The following is a 16,017-nucleotide window of genomic DNA, read 5'->3' on the forward strand; positions in this document are numbered from 1 at the left end:
GGGCGCGGTCACCTGGTGCGCGGTGCGTACCGTACCGGGCAGTTTTCCCAGCCGTAGGGTGGTCAGCGGCGTGCCAGTTGCCGTTCGCCGGCCGCACCGGGCTCGTACGGCAGTCCGTAGTGCTTGAAGATCGCTTCCTCCTGCTCGGCGGGCAGGACGTCGTCGGTGCCGATCGAAGGGGCCTGCTTCACCAGCTTCCTGACATACCCGACTTTGAGATAGTCGGGCCCGGCGATCGCGTCATTGAGAGGGACGAAGACCAGCCGCCGCCGGCTCGGCAGTCCGGTTCGTACCGTGGCCATGGCCGGCTCGTCGGTGGTGGTGTCCACATAGACGGCCTCCAGGACACCGATCTTGTGCGACTCGGTGTCGACGACGTCGCGATTACGCCATTCCCGGACGTCGGCTGCGTGAATCATGGCCTCTTCCTCCTGAACGACCCACTCGACGGCCGTGAGCCGCACCCCTGGGTATCCGCGTGGAAGCGCCGCACCGTACGACGCATCGCCCTCTGCATGTGCTCCGGGAGCGGCTTGCCCTCCCAGGCGCCGACCAGTGCCGCGGCCACCTCCGGGAGGCGGGCGTCGCACTGCCGGGAGACATCCACCAGCAACTTCCTGGCCGCCCCGCGGTGGCAGGGGGTCAGGATCATCATCATGCCGCGGGCCTGGTCGATGACCGCGCGGCTGGCCAGAGCCCGCCGCAGCTGATCGTTTTCGGCGCGCAGTGCGACGACATCCTGCCTTGTGGGCGCGTTCCCCCATGTGGCCTCGGCCCGTAGGCCCCACCACTCCTGTTGGATCACGGTCGTGCGTTGCATGGCATGTACCTCTTGGCGTTTGGGACGTGTCCGGCCTGGCGTGAGTCGTCCCGGAAGCCGTGGCTGCCGGTCCATTACAAGGGTCACTCGTGGTGTTCGTGGTCCCGGCGATCCTCGCGCCGCCGACGCGCACTGTTCTGGCGGCTGTAGCGCCGGTCCCAGCGATCCCGGCGCTGCCGGTAGTCCCCGAGGTCGGCACCGCCGTTTCGGGTCCGTCCGCCGCCGCGATCGCGGGCGTGCCGGGTGACGCCGTAGACCAGTACAGCCCCAGCCACCCACCAGATGGGATTGAGGAAGCCGAACAGGACCGCGATGACGATGAGCAGCAGGAGGAACACGGTGGGCCTTCCCGGGAGCGGAACACAGCTTCGATACCGGGGACTGGGGCCTTACTCCACAGCGTAGTCCTGCCCAAAGGTTACGGATACAGTGCGACGTCAGCGCGTCCGGCCTGGCATGGGCGGCCGCTTGGCACCTGTCGGGGAACTGCTGCGAAGGCTGGCGTGCGCCATGCCGCCCCCGCCTCCGGCAGCGTCGTACTGTCGGCGTGCCGGGGCCCTCTGCGCGCCAGTCGACATCCGTACCGTCGACGAGACATCAGCACCGGTGGCCAGTTCACGTGCGTCAACGGCCATTTCCTTCACGATGCCTTCGTCTCCCTGGCCTGCAGCCTGATCTGTTGGCGACGCCTCAAGTGGGCCGGCTCATGATCGTGTTCCGAGCTCATAAGGGCCCGTGGCCTCGATAGTGGTCGGCGGGCGCTCATGCTGCACTCCAGGGTCCACGTTGCGGATGGCGCGTTCCCCGGGCCGCGGCTCGAGGGGGTTCGGCCGGGCATTCTCGGCGTTGCACGGCGACGTGGATGTGCACGGTGGCCATCATTCGGCATTTTCCCGGTCCCGGTATCGCCGATGGCGGCGGTGGCAGCGGCTCCGGCGCAAACACGCCGGATTGGCCCTTCCGGGCGGTTGTGCGGGAGAGTGAACCGGCACGCAGTTGATAGCACTGCGGGCGGTGCGGATCGGAAGTGTTCCGAGCAATGTCTCGAATGCGCTTTTCCCGCTGCCTGCCGCGCGCCGAATGACGTGGTGCGTCGGTCTGACCGTGGGGTATGCCCACTCCGGGTGGTGCGCTTCCTTCCGTCGGCCGTGCCGGGCGGACGTCTCTGGCGATAGTTCCGATTTTTGATTCATGCGGCCCATTAAGTATTCCTATGCATTTCACGGCCCATTCGCCGATTCCAGATAACTCGCTCGCGTAATCACCGACCGGCACGCTTCTCAGTAATATGCCAACGCTAGAAGCAGGCGATTCTGTGCGACCGGGAACCGCCAAGACCATCCGTAACAAGGAGTTGGCCCTTCGATGACGCTGAATATCCCTGACGCTCCTCCACGACGAATCATGTCGGCCTGGGTCGCGGCGGTGACGGCCGTGGTGATCGCCGCTGTCGTCCTCGCGCTGACGCCGACACGCGCAAACGCCATTGCCACCCCCGTGCCAATCGGTACGACGCTGGCCACTTACGGCGTACTGGGTGGTGCGACGGTCACCAACACCGGCCCCACTGTGGTCGAAGGTCTCAACGTCGGTGTGAGCCCCGGTACAGCCATCACCGGGTTCCCGCCCGGCATTGTGACCCCGCCCGGGACTCTGCACGCTGCCGATGCCCACGCGGGCCAGGCCAAGATCGAGCTGACCACGGCGTACAACCAGGCCGCCGGACAGTCGCTGGACCCCGTGGTGTACGGGGACGCTCCCCACGAGTTCGGCGGCGAGGTGCTGACGCCGGGCCTCTACAGGGCGACCAGCAGCGCACAGATCACCGGCACACTCACCCTGGACGCCCAGGGCAACCCCAATGCCGTCTGGGTGTTCCAGATCGGTTCGACCCTGAAGACGGCAGCCGAGAACAGCTCGGTAAGCCTCGTCAACGGCGCATCGCCGTGCAACGTGTTCTGGCAGGTGGGCAGTTCGGCCACGCTCGGTACCAACACCTCGTTCGTGGGCACCATCCTGGCCAGCGAGTCGATCAGTGCCACCACGGGAGCGACCATCAACGGCCGACTGCTGGCCGATGCGGGCGGCACCGGTAACGGCGCCGTGACGCTGGACACCAACAGGATCTTCCTGGGGCCGTGTGCGGCCGGGGGCACCGGTGGCACGACCGGTGGCTTGATCACGGGTGGTGTGATCGCCGGTGCCACATCAGGTGGCACGACGGAGGGCACCACAGGTAACACCACGGTCGGTGTCATCGGCGGTGTGCCGACGGGTGGTGGAACCGGTGGTGTTCTGGGCGGCGTTCTGACGTCCGGTGGAACCACCGGTGGCGTGCTGGGCGGCCTCGTAGCGGGCGCCACCAGTGGCGGCTCCGTCGGCGGTGCGACAGGCGGCCAAACCGGTGGGGCGACCGGCGGAAACGGCCACGACCACGGCGGAAAGCCCGACGACCACGATCACAGTGGGAAGCCCGACGACCACGATCACAGTGGGAAGCCCGACGACCACGGTCACGGTGGGAAGCCCGACGACCACGGCCAGGGCGGAAAGTCCGAGGGCTACGGCCCCGACGGGAAGCCCGCGAGCTACGGCAGTGGTCACGGAGATCACCACGGGAAGTCTGACTAGCTCCATGTGAGCAATCAGGACCGGCGGCGCGCGCCGGACCGTGGCAGTTCCGTCGCGCGCCGCCGGCGAGATCTCAGGAGAAGCAGTGAGAGAAGCCAGGACGGAAGGGCCCGTGGGGCCCGAGCCGACAAGGGAGAAGGTCCGGGGAGGGGAAATCCCTGCGCTCCAAAATTCTTCGCAGTCTCCGCCCGTCCTCCTGAGAGCCATGACGAGCGCCGCCGTGGCCCTGTGTCTGGCGACGGCCCTGGTCCACGTTCTCCTCGTGTTCCTGCACGTGGCACCCCCCAACCCGCTTTCCCAGCAGTACAGCCGGCAGGTCAGTGCGTGGATTTTCCCCCTGTTCGAGCAGAACTGGAGACTCTTCGCACCGGATCCGGAGTCGGTCAACCGGCAGATCTCGGCGAGGACCCTGCACACCGCCCCGGACGGCACCGTCCGGGTGAGCGGCTGGTTCGACCTGACCGCCGTCGACAACTCCGCGGTCGAGCACAACGCCTTCCCGAGCCATACGGCGCAGAACATGCTGCGGCGGGCGTGGAGTTCGTACGTCGAAACCCATGGTGGCGACGACCGGCCCCGCTCGGAGCGGGCGCTGATGGTGCAGCGGTACCTGACCAACATCGCGGCGGATCGCATCGCCGGCCACCGTGGCGGCACCTTCGAGTCCGTCCAGCTGCGGGTGATCACTGTGCCCATCGCCGCGCCTGCCGCGGCGAGCGGCCCCGACGCGTCCGCCGCGGCGACGAGGCCTGCCGAAACGCGGTACCTGCCCTGGTGGAAGGTGGACTCCCATGGAAACTGAGCAGTCGCTCCCGCCGTGTCGGCGCACTCCCGAGGCGGATGCGGGCGCGCGGCGCCATGTATCCGGGCGGATCGGTGAGTTGTTCACCGTCGTGACCGACCGGCCGGTCTCGCTGTACGCCGCCGCGGTCCTCCGGATCGGATACGGCCTGTTCTATCTCGTCTTCCTGCTGCGTGAGTTTCCGCACCGTGACCAGATCTGGGGCCCCGGCTCACCCTGGACGCCCGAGCTGGCCAGGCAGCTGTTCGACCAGACGGGGTGGGCAAGCATCCTCACCCTGTCCGACAGCCGGGCGTACTTCGAGAGCTGCTACGTGCTGGCACTCGTCACCTCCGCGCTGTTCATGGCGGGTTGGCGGACCAGAGCGGTGTCCGTGCTGTTCGCGGTCGTGGTGGCCTCGTTCCACTCCAGGGCCATCTTCATGACCGACGGCGGAGACAACCTCGTCCTCCTGATGGCCGTGTACCTGGTCTTCACCGCATGCGGCCGACGCTGGTCCCTGGACGCGCGCAGAACCCGGCTCCGAGCCTCCACAGGGAAACCCACGCGCCCGCCGGTGGTTCGGGCTGCGGCCGGGCTCCGGAATTCCCGCCGGACCCTGACGTCGGTGCTGCACAACTGCGGCATGTTCGTCATCGCGGCCCAGGTCTGCTTCCTCTACGGATCCGCGGGCCTCTACAAGGCGCAGGGCGGAACCTGGGGCAACGGCACCGCCCTCCACTACGTCCTGAACCTCGACCTGTTCCGGCCCTGGCCCGAGCTCTCCCTCATGGCGGACGAGCACGACGTACTGATCGCCATCACCTGTTACCTGACGGTGCTGCTGCAGGTCGCCTTCCCGTTCGTCCTGTTCGGGCGGCTCAAGTACCCGGTCCTGACCATGCTGTTGGGCATGCACCTGGGCATCGCCGTCCTCATGGGGCTGCCACTCTTCTCCGGCGCGATGATCATCGCGGACGCCGTGTTCCTGCCGGACCGCTTCTATCGGTCGCTGGGACGACTGTGGCGGCGCATCAGCAGGCGGCCAGACGTCTGGGCCACGGGGGCCCCGTCGCGCGGAGAGCCGGCACTCGTACCGTCACAACCCGCACCGTCGAGCCACTGATGGCCCTGCGGTCGGGTGTCCGACCGGCGATGGGTCATCAGCCATGCGGGTGCGGATCGTGCGCTCACCGACCTTCGCCGCACTCAGAGGTGGCTGGCCGCGTCGATGTACATCTTGGTGATGTCGGTGATGAAGTCGCGACTGCTGTCGGGGCTGAGCGCCTGGGCCTGGAGGTGGTCATGGAGCACGCTGTAATGCTGCACATCGCAGGGCTTCTCCAGGTAGAGGTCGCTGGTGAACCGCTCCAGATGCACCACCGCCGCCGCGGAACTGTCGGCGAACCGCAGGATGGAGAACTGTCCTGACAGGCCCGGATGGGCGCCCGCCGTGTAGGGGAGGACCTGCACCATGATGTGCGGCTCGGCTCCGAGCGCGTTCAGGTGCTCCAGCTGTTCCCGCATGAGATCCGGGCTGCCGACGACGCGACGCAGTGACGTTTCGTCCAGGACGACCGACAGGCGCAGCGGACGGGCCGGGTCATAGATCCGGTGCTGTCGGCGCAGCCGCACCTTCAGGCGCGCGCCGGCCTGTTCGGCAGTGAGTGGCGGCATCGTTTCCTTGATGACCGCGTGGGCGTAGCCGGGGGTCTGCAGCAGAGCGGGGATCGTCATGGACTCGTAGGCATGGAGGGAGGTGGCGTCCGTCTCCAGGGCGATGTAGATGCTCTGGGGGATGTCGCCGTAGGCGTGCCACCAGCCCTGTTGCCCGGATTCCCTGGCCATCTGCATCAGGGAGTCGATGACTTGCTGGTCCGTCACTCCGTAGATCGCGCACAGGTCGCGTACGTCGCGGGGGCTGATGGCGCGGTTACCGTTCTCCAAGTGGCTGATCTTTGGCTGGGAGACCATGAGTAGCTCGGCCACCTCTGCGCTCTTCAGTCCACTGGCCAGGCGAAGCCGGCGAAACTCGGCTCCCAGACGGCGTCTCCTGATGGTGGGGTTGCTGTTCGCCGCCACGAGCGGTGTACCTCCGGCTCCGAGTCATCCTGCTGGGCCGCAGATTGCCATGGAGCACGGGGTGTTGATCATGCGCCATGCCGTCTTGTTCGTCGGGCCACCAGAACGGACGGTGACTCTGTCATTTGCCTCGAGCCCGGACATGGACGCCCTTGACAGCCGGGCCGCACAGCGGCACCACGTTCGGCAGCATGGGCGTCGCGACCTGCGTGATCGTGGGCTCGACGGTGGCGATGGCCCGCCTGCCGCGACTGCGCCGCCTGCCCGCACCGCTCGTCGCCGTGGGCATCAAGTCCCCGACCGCCTACGTCGGCCACTTCGTCGTACAGTCCGCGCTGCCCATGCCCAGCGGGCCCCGGCAGCGCCGGCAGTCCTGGGTGTCACTGCTCCTGTTCGTCCTCGGGGCGATCGCGTCCGCCGCGATCTGGTCCCCAGTCTTCCGCCGCGGACCCCTGGAGCATCTCCTCAACGCCGCCGCGAAGCCGACGAAGCACATCCGCCATGCCCGGCCGGAGTGGCTCCCCTCCACGTCCCACCACGGCATGAATGGTTCGCAGAGCGAGTTGTCACGGGGCGCCCCGCGGCCTCCAGCGACTGCTCGACGGGCAGCGTGCTGGTCCGTGTCCTCCGTGTCGGGTTTGCGGGTCAGCGCGCGCCTTGCTGCGCTGGCGTGCGGTTACCGAGGTTGACGACGGTTTGCGCGCACGACAGTGATGGCCGACTGCGGACTGCGGCGGCTCAGGCGAGTTCGTCGGCATCGGCGAGCATCCGTGCGCTGTCCGGCTCCCGGCCGGTGAACAGCCGAAAGGCGTCGGCGGCCTGGAAGACGACCATGCCGAGGCCGTCGAGGACGGTGCAGCCGCGGGCGCGTGCGGTGCGCAGCAGTTCTGTTTCCAGCGGCCGATAGACCACATCGGCGATCCACAGACGGGGATGCAGGAGTTCGGCCGGAAGGGGCAGTCCGGGGTGTGCGGCCATTCCGGTGGGGGTGGCGTGCAGGAGGCCGTCCGCACGGGCCAGCAACTCGGGGAGGCGGCCCTGGGTTTCCGCGGACGCGCGCCCTGCGCCGTAGTGCCGGTTCAGGCCGGCCGCGAGGGCGGCCGCGCGGTGGGGCAGCAGGTCGAGGATCGTGAGGTGTCCGGCGCCGCGGGCGAGCACCGCGTGGGCGAGGGCCGCACCGGCTCCTCCGGCCCCGAGCAGCACCACCCGCTCCAGGCGGGCCTCGGGCAGAGAGCGGGTGAATGAGGCCCCGAACCCGGTGACATCCGTGTTGTGGCCGGTCGCCCGCCCCTGTTCGAAGACTACGGTGTTGACCGCACCGACTGCCTCGGCCTGCGCGGAGAGGACATCGAGGTGCTCGATGACGAGCTGCTTGCAGGGGTGGGTGATGTTGAGGCCGGTGAAGCCCGTGTCCTGGGCGGCGTCCAGCAGTTCACCCACCTTCTCGGGGGCGGTAGCGCAGGCCCTGCCGGTCCGCCTCGCGTTCGTGGAGCGCGGGACTCAGCGAGGGGCCTATGCCGGAGCCGATCAGGCCGACGAGATACGAGTCCTGGTCCATCGCTGCGCTCCCTTCCATGACCCCCACGAACGCTTCACAGTCCGAGGTAGATCTGGCGCACCCGGGCATCCCGGCTGAGCTCCTCGGAAGTGCCGGTCATGGCGACGCTGCCGTTCTCCATGACCAGGCAGTGGCTGGTCGCGCCGAAGGTGAGCTTGGCGTTCTGCTCCACGAGGAGCAGGCTCAGCCCCTCCTCGCGCAGCCGTTTCAGCGCGCTCAGGATCTCGCCGACGAGCTTGGGGGAAAGTCCCATGGACGGTTCGTCGAGCAGCAGGATGCGCGGCTTGGCCATCAGGGCGCGGCCGATGGAGAGCATCTGCTGCTGCCCGCCGGAGAGCGCCCCGGCCAGGCGCTCACCCATCTCGCCCAGCACCGGGAAGAGTTCGTGCACCTCTGCGAGCGTGGCCCGGGTATCGGCGTCCCAGCGGCGGGCGTACGCGCCGAGGAGGAGGTTCTTCTCCACCGTCAAGCCGGGGAACACATGCCGGCCCTCCGGTACGTAGCCGATGCCGTGCCGGACCATGTCGCGGGCCCGCACGCGAGTCAGGTCGTGGTCGCCGAGCGTGATACGTCCGCCGCCGCGCGGTACGAGGCCCATCAGGGCCTTGAGGGTGGAGGTCTTGCCCGCGCCGTTGGCGCCGATGATGCCCACCGACGCCCCCGGTTCCACGCTGAAGCTGATCGAAGTGACCGCGCGGACCCCGCCGTAGTGCACGGACAGGTCGTCGACGGTGAGTGTGGCGGCGGTTTCGGTACGAGGCGCACGGAGAGCGGGGAGCATCCTCAACGGGTTGCCTCCTTCGAAGCAGGTGCCTCGGCCGAAGCAGGGGCTTGGGGTGGAGTCGCAGGGGCTTTGGGCGGGGCGGGCTCCGGTCGCGCAACGTCGGCCATCGCGGAATCCCCGAGATATGCCTCGATCACCTCGGGGGCGGCGACCACTTCGGCCGGCGTGCCCTCGGCGATGACCCCGCCGCTGGAGAGGACCGTGACGCGCTCGCACAGGGACATGACCAGGCCCATGTTGTGCTCGATGAGGACGACCGTGGTGCCGCTGTCGCGGATGGAGCGCACGATGCGGGTGAGCTGCTGCACTTCTTCGCCGTTCAGCCCGGCGGCCGGTTCGTCGAGCAGCAGAAGTCGGGGCCGGGCGGCCATGGCGCGGGCGATCTCGATGCGCCGCTGAATGCCGTAGGGGAGGGAGCCGGGCGCGGCCTCGGCGAAGTCGGTGAGGCCGAAGCGCTCCAGAAGGTCCTGTGCCTGGCGGCGAAGCTGCCGCTCGCGGCGTAGGACACCGGGCTGCCACAGCGCGTACTGCCAGATCGTGTACGTCCGGCTACGGTCGAGCGCGACCAGGATGTTCTCGCGGACGGTCAACTGCCCGAACAGGCGCAGGTTCTGGAAGGTACGGGCCGCGCCGAGGAGGGAGAGCGCGTAGGGGCGGGCGGACGTGGTGTCGCGGCCGGCGAATCGCACCTGTCCCGAACTGGCCCGGTAGAAGCCGCTGATCACGTTGAACAGGGTGGTCTTGCCCGAGCCGTTGGGGCCGACGATGCCGCGAATCTCGCCGGGCTCGACAGTGAGGGAGACATCGTCCAGGGCGCGCAACCCGCGGAAATCCTTGGTCACGGACCGGATTTCCAGGAGTGGCTCGTCCGCGGCACCGGGCGTCTCGACCGGTTCGTACGGCTGGAAGGGGCGCAGTCGCGCACGGTCCTCGTCCTTCCCCCGGCGCCATCGGTTCACGAACCCCCTTACGCGGGAGGGGACTCCGGCGAGTCCGGTCGGCGCGAAGACGACCATGAGGACGACCACCATGCCGTATCCGAGCTGCGCGTACGTCGAGAAGTCGGAGAGCCACTCGCGGATCAGGGTCAGCCCGACCGCACCGACCACACAGCCGACGAGGGAACGCCGTCCGCCGATGATGACCATGGCGAGCAGGATGAACATGTTGCCGATGGAGAAGGTCTCCGGGGCGACATAGCGGATGAGGCCCGCGTACAGGACCCCGGCCAGGCCCCCGTACAGGCTGGCGAGCAGGAACGCGGTCATTCGCAGCAGAGGGATCTCCGCGCCCATCGCGCCGGCGGCCAGGGAGTCGTCACGCATCGCGCGCAGTCGTCGCCCCAGGGACGTGCGGACGACGAAGAGCCCGAAGCCGAGACCGAGTGCGCAGACCACCAACTCCAGGTAGTAGTAGAGGTATTCGCTGGAGAGATCGATGCCGGGCAGGGTGGGCAGCGGGATTCCGGAGATGCCGTCGGCGCCGCCGGTGACCGAGGCGTTGGTGATCCAGTTGATGAAGCCGAGTGCCAGGCCGAGTGTGACGATCCCCAGGTAATGGGACTGCATGCGCAGGGCTGGTATGCCGACGAACAGGCCGGTCGCCATGGTCGCGAGCAGGGCGATGACCGCCGCCGCCCAGAACCCGTATCCGGAGTCGGTGGTGAGAATGGCGAGGGTGTACGCGCCGACGCCGAAGAACGCGACCTGGGCGAGGTTGATCTGCCCGGAGATGCCCATGGCCAGGCCCATGCCGATAGCCAACAGGGCATAGATGAGCGCGATGTTGACGACATGGATGGAGTAACCGCCCAGGCCGTACGGCAGCAGCCAGGCGGCCGCCGCCAACGCACCGAGTCCTCCGACACGGAACTTCACGCGCGGCTCACCGTCCTCTCCCCGAAGACACCCATCGGGCGGATCATGATGGCGACGGTGAAGACCAGGAAGGTCACGAGCACCGAGTAGCCCTGGAAGTGGCCGGCCGCATAGGAGTCGAGGACGCCGATCGCTAGTCCGCCGACGACAGCGCCCGGTATGGAGCCGAAGCCGCCGAGCATCGCCGCGGCGAAGCCCTTGATGCCGAGTGCGCCGCCGAGCGAGGCGTCGACGTACAGCATGGGACCGACGAGGCCGCCGGCCAGGGCGGCGAGGCCCGCCCCGATCGAGAAGGCCAGGGCGTTGCTGCGACCGACGTTGATGCCGACGGCGGTAGCCGCCTCATGGTCCATGGCGACGGCCTGCATGGCGGCGCCGCGCTTGGTACGCGCGAGGAACCAGGCGAGACCGGTCACGGCGAGTGCCGCGACGGCCATCACCATCAGGTCGTACGTGCGCACGCGCACCCCGAACAGGTCGAGCGGGGCGGACCGGACGGGTGAGCGGACGGCCCGTCCGGTGGTGCCCCAGATCAGGATGGCGACGGCCTGCAGGACGATGCCGAAGCCGATCGTGCCGATCAGCATCAGGTCGAAGTCCTTGTTCTCGAGCGGCCGCAGCACCCGCTCGATGACCAGGCCGATCGCGGCGGTGACCGCGATGGCCACGACCATGGCGACGGCGAAGGGCAGTTTGGAGGTCAGATAGAAGGTGGAGGCCGCATACGCGCCGATCATCGCGATGTCGGCGTGGGCGAAGTTGACCAGCCCCATGGTCCGGTAGACCAGGGAGAACCCCATGGCGACCAGGGCGTAGATCGCCCCGAGACTCAGGCCTCCGACGAGTGTCTGGAGTGTCTCTTGCACGTCAGTGCTCCCGGTGCCTACTGCTGCGGGACGAGCTTGCCGTCGCGGATGACGCCGATGGTGGTCTTGGTGATGCCGACCCCGGTCTCGTCGTACTGGAAGTCACCGAGCAGGCCCTTGTACCGGGTGTCGCGGATCGCGTCCGCGAGCTCCTCGCCGGTCGCGCCCTTGCTGGTTTTCAGCGCGGTCAGCAGGATGTTCGCGCCGTCGTAGGCCTTGGCCCCGTGCAGTTCCGCCTCCTTGCCGTATGCGGCCTCGTACGCGGCGGCGAACTTCTTGGAGGCGTCGTTGACGTCGTTGCTCAGGTAGGGCGAGCTGACGATGGTGCCCTCGACGGCTGCCTGGCCCGCGGTGTCGATGAAGACGGGGGTGCCCTGCGGTGCGGCGCCCGCGAAGGGGGCGGTGATGCCCAGGTCCCGGGCCTGCTTGACGATCAGTCCCGCTTCGACCTCCTCCGAGCCGATGAAGATGACCTCCGGCTTCGTGGACCGGATCTTTGTCAGTGCCGCGCTGAACTCCTTCTGGTCAGTGGTGACCACCTGGTCGGTGGACGGGTTCACCCCGAGCCCTGTCACGGCCTTGAGGAACGCGTCGTGCTCGCCCTTCCCGAAGGAGCCGTTGTTCGTGATCATGGCGATCTTCTTGAAGCCCTTGTCCTTCACCAGGTGCTGGGCGAGCGTCGAGTCGTAGGTGGTGCTGGTCGGTCCGTTGAGGAAGAGGTACGGGCTCTTCAGCGCGACCAGGCCGTCGGACTGGCCGGAGGTGATGTTCGGGATCTTCGCCTGTTGGAGCACCGGCGCCATGGCGATGGTCACGGCGCTCTCCGCCGTACCGATCATGGCGACGTACTTCTCACTGACCAGCCTGCGGGCGAGGTTGGTGCCGGTGGTCGGGTCGCCCTGGTCGTCGAAGAGCTTCAGCTGGATCTTGCGGCCGTCGATGCCGCCCTTCTTGTTCCACTCGTCGACGGCGAGCTTGGCGCCCTTGTACTCCCAGTCGCCCAGTGAACTGAGCTGCCCGCTCTGCGCGTTGACGACGGCTACCTTGATGGGTCCGGATGACGCCTTGGCATCGGCGTCCGTGGATTCGCCGGGCGCGCTGCATGCGGTGAGGGCGGCGGCCAGCGCGGCGGCCGTCCAGAGGGCGGCGCGGGCGGTGGTGCGTGGTCGTGGGGTGCTGGTGCGGGTCATGAGGTCACCTCGGTGTGAGCGGAGGACAGGGAGTCGTAGGGCGTTCAGCCGGCGAAGGACCCGCGGTAGATGTCCTTGATGTTCCAGTGGCCCGGCGTCGGCACGGGTTCGTTGACCATCGGCACGTCGATGACGGCCGGCCTGCGTCGGGCGAGCGCGTCGGCGAGTGCCTTGGACAGGTCGGCGGGGGTCGTGACGGTGTAGCCGTCGGCGCCGCAGGACTGTCCGAGGGCCGCGAAGTCCGGGCTGTAGGGCCGCCCTTCGGCGTCCGTGAACTCGCAGCCGTAGGACCGGCCGAACGACGAGGCCTGGAGGTCGGCGATGGTGCCGTGGGCCCGGTTGTTCATCACCACGAAGATGACGGGCAGGCCCTGTTCGACGGCCATCGGTACGGCGGGCAACTGCGCGCTCATGCCGCCGTCGCCGACCAGGGCGACCACCACGCGGTTGGGCCGGGCCAGCTGCACGCCGACCGCGGCGGCCGGGCCGAAGCCCATGGTCGAGGCTCCGCCGGGGGTGATGAACCGCCCGCCTTCGGGGAGTTCGTAGCACTGGGCGACGCCGTTCTTGTTCCAGCCGACGTCGGTGACGAGCACCGCGTCGTCGGGCAGGGCCTCGCGCAGGTCGGCGAGGATGCGCTGCGGGCGCAGTGGGAAGTTGTCGCTGCGGCCGTCCTCGCGGGCGGTGTCGAAGACGGCCCGGCGGGCGGTGGCGATGGTCTCGCGCAGCCCGTCACGGGTCAGCGGCTCCGGTCGGGCGGACCGTACGGCCGCACCGATGGCCCGTATCGCGTCGCCGACATCAGCGACCGCACCGATCGAGACGGGGTAGTTGCGGCCGATCTCGGCGGGGTCGATGTCGATCTGGATGAGCTTGCTGGGCGGGCTGCTCCTGTCACCGAAGGTCCAGGTGTAGGCCGGATCCCACGAGCTGGCGTCGGTCTCCGCGAACCGGGTGGCCAGTGCGAGGACCACATCGGCGCCCTTGGTGTACTCGTGAGTGGTATCCAGTCCCCAGAAGCCGGGCATCCCGAGCAGCAGGGGATGGCGGTCGGGCAGAACACCCTTGCCCATCAGGGAGTGCGCGAGCGGGATGTCGAGGTGTTCGGCGAGAGCCGACAGCGACTGCTGGGCGCCAGGGTCACGCAGTCCGCCCCCGAAGTAGATCAGCGGCCGTTCGGCGCACAGCAGCGTCTGGGCGATCCGCTCGGCGGTGGTCCGGTCGAGACCGGGGGGCGTGGCGCTGCCGGGGAGCGGGTACTCACCGGCGTACTCCTCGACCTGACGGCTGAACACGTCCATCGGTACGTTGACGAGCACGGCTCCCGGCCGCCCGGAGGTCGCCGTCCAGAACGCCCGCTCGGTCGTACGGGCCAGATCCTGGACGCGGTGCACGTTCCAGGCGCGCTTGGTGAACGGCCGGTAGATCGCGGTCTGGTCGGCGTCCGCGTGAAGGTTGACCTCCTGGTGCGGGTGGCGGCCGGAGTAGTAGGACGGGACGTCGCCGGAGATGACGATCAGCGGAATCGAGTCGAGGGCGGCGGTGGCCACTCCGGTGACCGCGTTCATCATGCCGGGACCGACGTGGGTGAGCAGGACACCGGGCTTTGCGGAGGCGCGGGCGTAGCCGTCGGCGGCGTGCGCGGCGGCCTGCTCGTGGCGGGCGATCACGAACTCGATCGGGCTGGGGCCGAGCGCGTCCAGCAGAGCGATGTTGGTGTGGCCGCAGGTGCCGAAGACGTACTCGACTCCGTACGACTCCAGCTGGTCGACCAGGGCTTGGGCGGCTGTCACGCTCATGCGCCGGTCTCCCCGTCGATGGAGGTCGTGTCGCCCCAGACGGACAGTCCGCGGAGCAGCAGGGTCTTGACGACCGTGTAGTCGTCGATCATCGAGCGGGGTGTCTCGCGTCCGAAGCCGGAGTCCTTGACGCCGCCGAAGGGGACGTGGTCGAGGCGGTAGTTGGAGCTGCCGCCGGCGATCAGCGCGCCGGTCTCCAGCTCGCGCCAGGCGGTGATGATGCGCCCCATGTCGCGGGTGAACAGCCCCGCTTGCAAGCCATAGCGGCTGGTGTTGCAGGCCTCGATGACCGCGCCGAAGTCGTCGTACGGGAGCACCGCGACGAGTGCTCCGAAGACCTCGTGGACCACGACCGAGGAGTCCGGCGCCGGGTCCGCCACGATGGTGGGCGTGGCGGTGGCGCCGTCGCGGGTGCCGCCGCGCAGCACGCGGGCGCCGGAGCCGGCGGCCGCGGCCGACCAGCGCACCACGCGTTCGGCGGCCTCCTCGTCGACCATCGAGCCGACATCGGTGGCCGGGTCGAGCGGGTCGCCGACCTTCAGGGTGTCGACGCAGGCGGTGAAGGCGTCGAGGAAGGCGTCGTAGCGGGAGCGGTGGACGTAGACGCGCTGGACGGAGATGCAGCTCTGGCCGGAGTTGCTGTAGCCGGTGCGGGCGCACTCCTTCGCGGCCTGTGCGATGTCGGCGTCCTCGCAGACGATCGTGGCGGCGTTCCCGCCCAGTTCGAGGACCAGGCGTTTTGCTCCGGCAGCGCGGGCGACGGCCCGGCCGGTCGCCGCGCTGCCGGTGAAGCTGATGACAGCCATTTCGTCGGCGGCGCAGAGCAGTGCTCCCACCTCGCCGCCGCCGTGCAGCAACTGCACCGCCTGTGGGGGCATGCCGGACTCCAGGAGCAGTGCCACGATCGCGGAGGTGGCGGCTGGGGCCTGGGGTGGGGCTTTGACGAGTGTGGTGTTGCCCGCGGCGAAGGAGGCGCCGAGTTTGTGGGCGAGGAGGTTCGCGGGGGCGTTGAAGGGGGTGATGGCGAGGGCCACCCCGGCCGGGGCGCGATAGGTGAAGGCCGTGTTGCCGATGCCGCGCTGCCAGCCCGCGACGGGCAGTGTCTCGCCGCCGATGTGGCGCGCCTCCGACGCGCACACCGCGAAGGTGTCCGCCACCCGGTCGATCTCACCGAGCCCGTCCTTGAGGGGTTTGCCCAACTCCAGGGCGAGGAGGCGGGCTAGGCCCTCGCGGTGGGCCGAGGCGGCGCGGGATGCTCGCTCCAGGACGTCTGCGCGCAGAGCGGGTGCGAGAGCGGCCACCGTTCGGGCCGAGGAGGGGGCGTAGGCGAGAGCGCGGGAGATCTCCTCCCCGGTCGCTGTGGTCGTCCTGCTGACAACTCGGCGCAGGTACGGGCCCGTTCGGGCCAGCGCCGGACCGTTGCCACCCCACTGGCCGGCGACATACGGGGGTGCTTCGGCCACCGCCGTGTCCGCTCCGGCCTTAAGAAGGGATTCGAGCATGAGATCTCCCAGGAAACCGCTAAGTGGTACTGGTGGACTGCTCTGTGGGTCGGCGTGTAACGTACGGGCGCCAACTCGCGGTGGCAAGAGGGCCGTTCGAGGAAGTTTCGAAGCGGAGGGAGACGGC

The 16,017-nt window shown here is 68.8% G+C and carries 13 protein-coding genes and 2 pseudogenes; 4 read left to right on the plus strand and 11 right to left on the minus strand.

Translation table 11 applies throughout. The features are described from left to right. Positions 1–62 precede the first annotated feature (62 nt). The 3 genes from ACIOHP_RS13445 to ACIOHP_RS13455 form a co-directional block, all read right to left on the minus strand. Positions 63–419 (minus strand): PRC-barrel domain-containing protein, encoded by a 357-nt coding sequence (locus tag ACIOHP_RS13445; RefSeq protein ID WP_401886738.1) that lies wholly within the window; start codon positions 417–419, stop codon positions 63–65. After that, positions 416–820, minus strand: coding sequence for an ANTAR domain-containing protein (locus ACIOHP_RS13450; protein WP_401886741.1), 405 nt, complete (start codon positions 818–820; stop codon positions 416–418). Before ACIOHP_RS13450 ends, ACIOHP_RS13445 begins: the two co-directional genes overlap by 4 nt. Positions 821–903: 83 nt before the next feature. Beyond that, a complete protein-coding gene (locus tag ACIOHP_RS13455; RefSeq protein WP_401886745.1) occupies positions 904–1,158 on the minus strand; it encodes a hypothetical protein in 255 nt (84 codons plus the stop codon). Between the two features lie 1,027 nt (positions 1,159–2,185). Between ACIOHP_RS13455 and ACIOHP_RS13460 the strand changes: the two genes are divergently transcribed. From ACIOHP_RS13460 to ACIOHP_RS13470, 3 genes are all read left to right on the plus strand, one after another. After that, the gene (locus tag ACIOHP_RS13460) at positions 2,186–3,451 is read left to right on the plus strand and encodes an ice-binding family protein (RefSeq protein ID WP_401886748.1); all 1,266 of its coding nucleotides are present in this window, start codon (positions 2,186–2,188) and stop codon (positions 3,449–3,451) included. Between the two features lie 205 nt (positions 3,452–3,656). Continuing rightward, entirely contained in the window at positions 3,657–4,253 is a 597-nt protein-coding gene (locus ACIOHP_RS13465; RefSeq protein ID WP_401886750.1) for a DUF5819 family protein, read from the plus strand. Then, positions 4,243–5,358, plus strand: coding sequence for an HTTM domain-containing protein (locus ACIOHP_RS13470; RefSeq protein WP_401886753.1), 1,116 nt, complete (start codon positions 4,243–4,245; stop codon positions 5,356–5,358). The genes ACIOHP_RS13465 and ACIOHP_RS13470 overlap by 11 nt, the downstream gene beginning before the upstream one ends. 83 nt (positions 5,359–5,441) lie before the next feature. Here the strand turns inward: ACIOHP_RS13470 and ACIOHP_RS13475 are convergent, their stop codons facing one another. After that, entirely contained in the window at positions 5,442–6,314 is an 873-nt protein-coding gene (locus tag ACIOHP_RS13475; protein WP_401886755.1) for a helix-turn-helix domain-containing protein, read from the minus strand. 152 nt (positions 6,315–6,466) lie between these two features. On the opposite strand from ACIOHP_RS13475, the pseudogene ACIOHP_RS13480 reads away from it, so the two are divergent. After that, positions 6,467–6,814, plus strand: a pseudogene (locus tag ACIOHP_RS13480) (DUF418 domain-containing protein); the annotation flags it as partial. A 238-nt stretch (positions 6,815–7,052) separates the two neighbouring features. Here the strand turns inward: ACIOHP_RS13480 and ACIOHP_RS13485 are convergent. The 7 genes and pseudogenes from ACIOHP_RS13485 to ACIOHP_RS13515 all read right to left on the minus strand — a co-directional run bounded on the left by ACIOHP_RS13485 (position 7,053) and on the right by ACIOHP_RS13515 (position 15,890). After that, positions 7,053–7,872, minus strand: a pseudogene (locus ACIOHP_RS13485) (shikimate dehydrogenase). A gap of 34 nt (positions 7,873–7,906) precedes the next feature. Further along, positions 7,907–8,653, minus strand: coding sequence for an ABC transporter ATP-binding protein (locus ACIOHP_RS13490; RefSeq protein WP_401886758.1), 747 nt, complete (start codon positions 8,651–8,653; stop codon positions 7,907–7,909). Between the two features lie 2 nt (positions 8,654–8,655). Next, positions 8,656–10,533 carry an ATP-binding cassette domain-containing protein gene (locus tag ACIOHP_RS13495; RefSeq protein WP_401886761.1) on the minus strand — a complete coding sequence of 626 codons (1,878 nt, stop codon included), beginning with the start codon at positions 10,531–10,533 and terminating at the stop codon, positions 8,656–8,658. Continuing rightward, positions 10,530–11,399, minus strand: coding sequence for a branched-chain amino acid ABC transporter permease (locus ACIOHP_RS13500; protein ID WP_401886764.1), 870 nt, complete (start codon positions 11,397–11,399; stop codon positions 10,530–10,532). Before ACIOHP_RS13500 ends, ACIOHP_RS13495 begins: the two co-directional genes overlap by 4 nt. A gap of 17 nt (positions 11,400–11,416) precedes the next feature. Further along, positions 11,417–12,589, minus strand: a complete 1,173-nt coding sequence (locus ACIOHP_RS13505) for an ABC transporter substrate-binding protein (protein WP_401886768.1) — start codon at positions 12,587–12,589, stop codon at positions 11,417–11,419. Positions 12,590–12,633: 44 nt separating this feature from the next. Then, entirely contained in the window at positions 12,634–14,388 is a 1,755-nt protein-coding gene (locus ACIOHP_RS13510; protein ID WP_401886771.1) for a thiamine pyrophosphate-binding protein, read from the minus strand. After that, positions 14,385–15,890, minus strand: a complete 1,506-nt coding sequence (locus tag ACIOHP_RS13515) for an aldehyde dehydrogenase family protein (protein ID WP_401886774.1) — start codon at positions 15,888–15,890, stop codon at positions 14,385–14,387. Before ACIOHP_RS13515 ends, ACIOHP_RS13510 begins: the two co-directional genes overlap by 4 nt. Positions 15,891–16,017 lie beyond the last annotated feature (127 nt).

This window comes from Streptomyces sp. NPDC087859 (assembly GCF_044742595.1).
Lineage (GTDB): Bacteria > Actinomycetota > Actinomycetes > Streptomycetales > Streptomycetaceae > Streptomyces > Streptomyces canus_F.